This window comes from Streptomyces misionensis (genome assembly GCF_007896895.1).
In the GTDB taxonomy this organism is placed as follows: Bacteria; Actinomycetota; Actinomycetes; order Streptomycetales; family Streptomycetaceae; genus Streptomyces; species Streptomyces misionensis_A.
In genome coordinates, this window is record NZ_VOGW01000196.1 from 4355 (window position 1) to 9701 (window position 5347).

A 5347-nucleotide genomic window follows, 5' to 3' on the forward strand; every position below is an offset into this window, starting at 1 on the left:
GCGTCGGCGACTGGGGTTGCGGTAGGTCGGCGGCGGGCGCCGGGCCGCCGGGTATGGGCGTGGGTGCCGCGGTGCCGGGGGTTTCGGGCGCTCCGGTGGGTGTGCCGGCCGGGGTGTGCTGCGGCCCGGGTCCGTGGGATGTCGGCGGTTGGGTCTGTGGTGCCTCGGCACTGGGTGTGGGCGGAGCCGGTGGCGTGGGTACGTGGGGTGCCGGGCCGCCGGGTATGGGCGTGGGTGCCGCGGTGCCGGGGGTTTCGGGCGCTCCGGTGGGTGTGCCCGCCGGGGGGTGCTGCGACGTGGGTCCGTCGGATGTCGGCGGTTGGGTCTGCGGTGCTTCGGCACTGGGTGCCGGTGGAGCTGGTGGCGTGGGTACGTGGGGTGCCGGGCCGCCGGGTATGGGCGTGGGTGCCCCGGTGCCGGGGGTCTCCGGCGCGCCGGTGGGCATGCCGGCCGGGCCGCGCCGCGATGCGGCGGCGGGCGGCTGCGGCGGCGCGTCGGTCCGCCGCGTGGTCGGAGCGGACGGGCGCGTGGGGACGTCCTCGTGCCGCGGGGTGCGTCCCCGCGGCACCGGGCTGTTCGGCTCTGCCGCACCCCCCGGCTCCGACACGGCCGGCAGGTTCGGCAGGGGAACCCGCGCGGGCACGGCGGGGCGGGCCGCCTGTGGACCTGACACAACCGGAGCCGGCGGCACGGGACCGGCAGGCTCCCGAACACCGGATGCGGGTGCCGGGCCGCCACTCGGCGCCGGTGCGGGCGCGGCGACCGGCGCGTCCGGCAGCCGCTGCGGCGCCACGCTCCCGGCCGCCGCCGAGGCGGTCGTCCCGGCGTCCCCGCTCGCGGGCTCCCCGTCGGTCTCGACCCGGGGAAGCACCGCCGACGGCGCCTCGGACTCGGTCCTGGCCGCGGGCGGGGCCACCACGGGAGGCACCGCCGGGGCGGCACCCCGGCCCGCGCCGGCCGCGGCCGGCGGCGCGTCGAGGTCCAGGTGCGCCAGGGCGGACGACGAACCCGCGCCCGCCTCCCGGGTCTGTGCCCTCGTCGGCTGCGCCGGTGTCCACGGCGCGGACCCCGGCGGGCGGGCGGTGCCGCGCGGCGCGGCCGCGGCCGCCGCCTGCGGACCGGTCGCGGCGAGTGCCTGCGCCGACCACAGATGGGCGTCGTCCGTCGTGACGGCGACCTGGCCGGGCTCGTCGGCGGGGGCGACCGTGAAGCCCTCGCGGCGCTCCGGGTCGAGCCGCCACAGCATGTCCTCGGCGAGGGAGCGCATGCGTTCCTCCACGCCGGGCGTGCTGCGGTCGTAGAGGATGGCGGCGTAGCCGGGCGCCGCCGGTATCCGGCGTACCGCGTCGCCGTCCGCGGGCTCGGCCAGCGGGCGCATCCACAGCCCGCTCTGCACGACCTCCAGGACCGCGTCGGCGGCGTACTCGTACACCCCCGTGGTGATCTCCGGCACCCCGAACAGCGGCCCGCGCAGCCCGAAGAGCGCGGGCGGCGCCGGGACCTCCCCGGTGCGCGGGAAGTACATCAGCTCGCTGACGAACGGGCGGTGGCCCAGCGTGCCGTCCGGCCGTACCGCCGCCACTTCGGGGGAGTCCAGGCCGACGCGCGCCTCGACGGGCACCCCCGCGTACAGCACCACCTGCTGGCCGAGCGCGTCGGCGAGTTCCTGCCCCAGCGCCTCGGCGCCCTCGGGCAGCGCGACCGGGCCGAGGTGCAGGAAGCGCACCCAGGAACGCGCGGACGGCAGCACCGTCTCCCACAGCCGGGTCACGTCCGCCAGGGTCACCGGCGGCCCGCCCGGGCTGCCGAGGACCACGGTGAGGATGTCCGGGTGGCTCGGCAGCCGGTCCACCAGCCGCCGGCCGCTCTCGGCGGCGGCGTGGTCGTACGGGCTGCGCACCCACACCCCGCTGGGCACCGGCTCGGCGACCCCGTGCCCGCTGGTGGGCCAGGGACGGTCGAAGGTGGAGAACTCCCAGCGCGGCTTGGGGAAGCGCCGCGAGTCCCGTTCCGCCGCCCGGCCCGGCCGGAACCGCAGCCAGCCCGCGCCGTGGTCGCTCGGGATGAACAGGCCGCCGCCGGAGGTCGGCAGCACCTCGCCGTCCGGCGCGAGCACCAGCCGGTCCAGCCGGTCGGCGATGCGCTGGGCGACGGCCCGCGCCTCCTGGGGCGTACCGCGGCCGAAGACCAGGCGCAGGCTGTCGCCCCGGCCCGCCAGCAGGCGTGCCACCGCGTCCGCCGAGCCCTCCAGCGCCCCGTGCGGCAGGTCCACCACGGCCAGGGTGTGCTGGGGGTCCGCCGCCAGCCCCGCGGCGAACGCGGCGGCGTGCGGGTCGGGTTCGCCCTTGGGATGTACGAGCAGTGCCCGGCCCTCGGCCCGGCACTGCAACGCCGTACCGCCCAGCCGGGCGGCGCCCAGTCCTCTGCGCATCCGCTCACCCCACCCGGGCCGAGGAGCCGGTCGGGGACGGTTCACCGGAGACCGAGGGCACGGGCGCCCGGCCCGAGGTCCGTCCGGCGGCGGAGGTGCCGGAGCCGGAGGAGGGCGAAGTGCCGCCCCCCTCGCCGGACTTCACGGTCAGCGCCGCCACCGTACGGTCCAGGGCCGGCCCGTGCGGCAGCGCCGCCAGCAGGCTCCCCGGCAGCGCGGTCGGGGTGCCGCCGATGCCGAGGGACGGCGCGGCGGAGCTGCCCAGCGGGTAGAGGATGCCCTGGTCGGTGACGAGGTAGGTGTGCGGGTTCGGCGTCCGGACCGCCAGCTCGGCCTGGTCCACCGCGTACACGCCGTGCGACGGCGGCACCAGCACCTGCTGCCTCCCGGTCGCCGCCGGGCCGCTCTCCATGACCACGGCCGCGCTCAGCCGGGCGCCCTTGGAGCTCTCGCGCAGGCACACCGCCTGCCGGGAGGTGTCGGCGGCCGGGGCGCCGAGGAGGTCCGGCACCCCGCTGTCCAGGGAGTGGCCGGCGGAGACCCGGGCGGAGGCGATGTCGGTCACCGACACCCGGCGCGGTGCCGGCGCGCCGGCCTCGGCCGCGAGCAACGCGGCCTCGCTGGCGCTGACCTGGGCGATCCCGTCGGCGGTCATGACGTAGCTGTGCTTGGCGCCCGCCGCGGTGGTGGTGAACAACTGGCCGACGGTGACCGGCCGTCCGGCGATCGTCCCGGCCGCGCCGCCCTTCCCGTCCAGCTTCGCCGGGGCGAGCGCCGCGCCGGTCGGTACGGCGGCCAGCCAGGCGGCGGACGCGGCCACGGCCCGGTCGCCGTCGAGCCCGAGCGCGATCAGCGCGGACTGCGCGGGCACCGGGTACTTGACGCCCCCGAACAGCACGAACCGCTTGCCGTTCGCGGCCTTCAGCAGTAGCTGCCGGCCGGCCGGGAACGCGGTGGTCCGGCCGCCCGGAGCGAAGTCGATCACATGGCCGGACGGCAGGTCCGGGCGCAGGCAGTCGGTCCAGGGCTGCGTGAGCAGGGTGGCCGGGGTGGGCAGGGAGTCCGGTGCGCCGTCGATGCCGACCGGCGCGCCGTGCGGCACGCCGCTCAGCGCCTTCGCCGCGACGGTGCGCACGGCGCCGCCCTTGCCGGTCAGCAGCAGCGCGGAGGCGTAGTTGCGCACCGGCCGCAGCCGGCCGTCGAGGAAGAGGTAGCGGGTGCCGGTCTCCTTCTCCACGACGATCGAGCCGGGCTCCCGCCAGGCCGCCGTGGTCACCGGCGACAGCTTCCCGTACACCAGGAACCCCAGGCACAGCAGGACGACGAGTCCCGCGCCGAAGAAGCTGCCCAGCGCGGCCCGTTTGGTGGGGCTGTCGCCGCGGCCGGGGTCGCCGGTGACCAGGGCGGTGGCCAGCCGGCCCATGGCGAACTGGTAGGCCTGCATGTGGTCGCGTCGGGTCTGCATGCTCGCGCCCCTCTCAGCTCGTCAGGGAGCGGAAGTAGGCGTACGCGTGCAGGACCTGGAGCAGCAGCGGCAGCAGCGCGATCGCGGTGACGGTCTCCAGCAGGTCGCCGCTGTGCCCCCACACCGGCAGCAGCCGTCCGCCGGGCAGCCGCCACGCCGCCACCAGCAGCCCCGCGACCGCGGCGAGCAGGACGGCGACCACGGTCACCCGGGCGCCGCCGCCCGCCGGGGCGAACCGGGTGAGGGCCACCGTGGCCAGACCGGCGGCACCGGCGAGCACGGTGGGCACGCGCTGCGCCGCCCGGTTCAGCCCGCGGGCCCGCAGCAGTACCGCGCCCGCGAACACCAGCGGCAGCAGCCAGCCGATCCAGCCGGCCACGCGCGTCATGTACCAGAAGCCGGCCGCGTACACGAGGGCGGAGGAGACGCTGAGCGTGTCCAGATAGGCACTGGCCGCCTTGACCCTGCGCTCCACCCGCTCCTGCGGCTCGGGCTCGATGTCCTCCTGCAACTCGGCCGCGTTGTGCGGCAGTCGGGGCACCCGCAGCCGGGCCATGCGCAGGGTGAGCCGGGGCCCGAAGTGGCCCAGCACGAACATCGCGACCGCGACCACGGCGACCGCCTGCCCGCCGTGCCAGTGCGCGGCCCGCATCAGTGCGGTGCCCACGGCGGCCGCGAGCGCCGTCACCAGCAGGGTGCCCGGCACCACCAGCGGCAGCGCACGCAGCGCCAGCAGGGCGATGGCCACCACCGCGACACAGCCGGCCGCGGCCAGCACCCCGGGCAGCCCCGGCGCGTAGCCGCCGTGCGGCCCCTCGCGGAACGTCAGCCCGGCCAGCCCGCCGAACGCGAGCGCGCCCAGCCCGGCCACCAGCACACTGCCCTCGTCGGCGCCCAGCCGCGCCCCGGTCACGCACCCGGCGGCCAGCAGGACGGCGATCACCCCGGCACCGGCCGAGGCCGCGAGACCCGGGCCGAAGCCGAGCAGCGCGTACCCCAGGGCGGGCAGCGTCAGCACCGCGATGACCAGCGCGAGCGTCCGGGTCAGCTTCGGGTGCCAGCCGCCTGGCAACGCTGTCACGACATGCGCGACACCGTCGGAGACATCGTCGAAGTGCAGGGCGGGCAGCGGCTCGTCGGCGGGCCGCAGATGCAGCTCCTCGCCGTGGCGCAGCCCGGCGGTGGCCGGGGTGGCGTCGGCGTCGAAGGGGTCCTCGCCGAGCCGTTGCAGCACCCAGGGCCTGCCCCGGTCGGCCGCGTCCGTCGTCACATGGCGTACCAGTACGGGCAGCAGCGCGGAGACCGGGGTGGTGAGCGGGATCGCGAGATCGGCGCGGCCGGTGGGGCCCACCACCGTGACCCGGCAGACCTCCGAGGCGGGTGCGGTGACCGCGGGCCGCGCCCAGCTCGTCACCCGCCGCTCGGTGAAGCTCGTACAGACCGGACTGGTG

3 protein-coding genes are annotated in these 5347 nt (G+C 77.7%); all 3 read right to left on the bottom strand.

All coding sequences use genetic code 11. The annotated features are described in order from the left end of the window. A partial coding sequence (locus tag FRZ03_RS39640; RefSeq protein ID WP_186785801.1) for a hypothetical protein occupies nucleotides 1-2431 on the bottom strand: 2431 nt, incomplete at its 3' end. A gap of 4 nt (nucleotides 2432-2435) precedes the next feature. Next, nucleotides 2436-3896 carry a type VII secretion protein EccB gene (gene eccB / locus FRZ03_RS35860; protein WP_146469247.1) on the bottom strand — a complete coding sequence of 487 codons (1461 nt, stop codon included), beginning with the start codon at nucleotides 3894-3896 and terminating at the stop codon, nucleotides 2436-2438. Nucleotides 3897-3909: 13 nt separating this feature from the next. Next, nucleotides 3910-5347 (bottom strand): type VII secretion integral membrane protein EccD (gene eccD, locus FRZ03_RS35865; RefSeq protein WP_315902688.1); only part of this gene is annotated, 1438 nt, incomplete at its 5' end.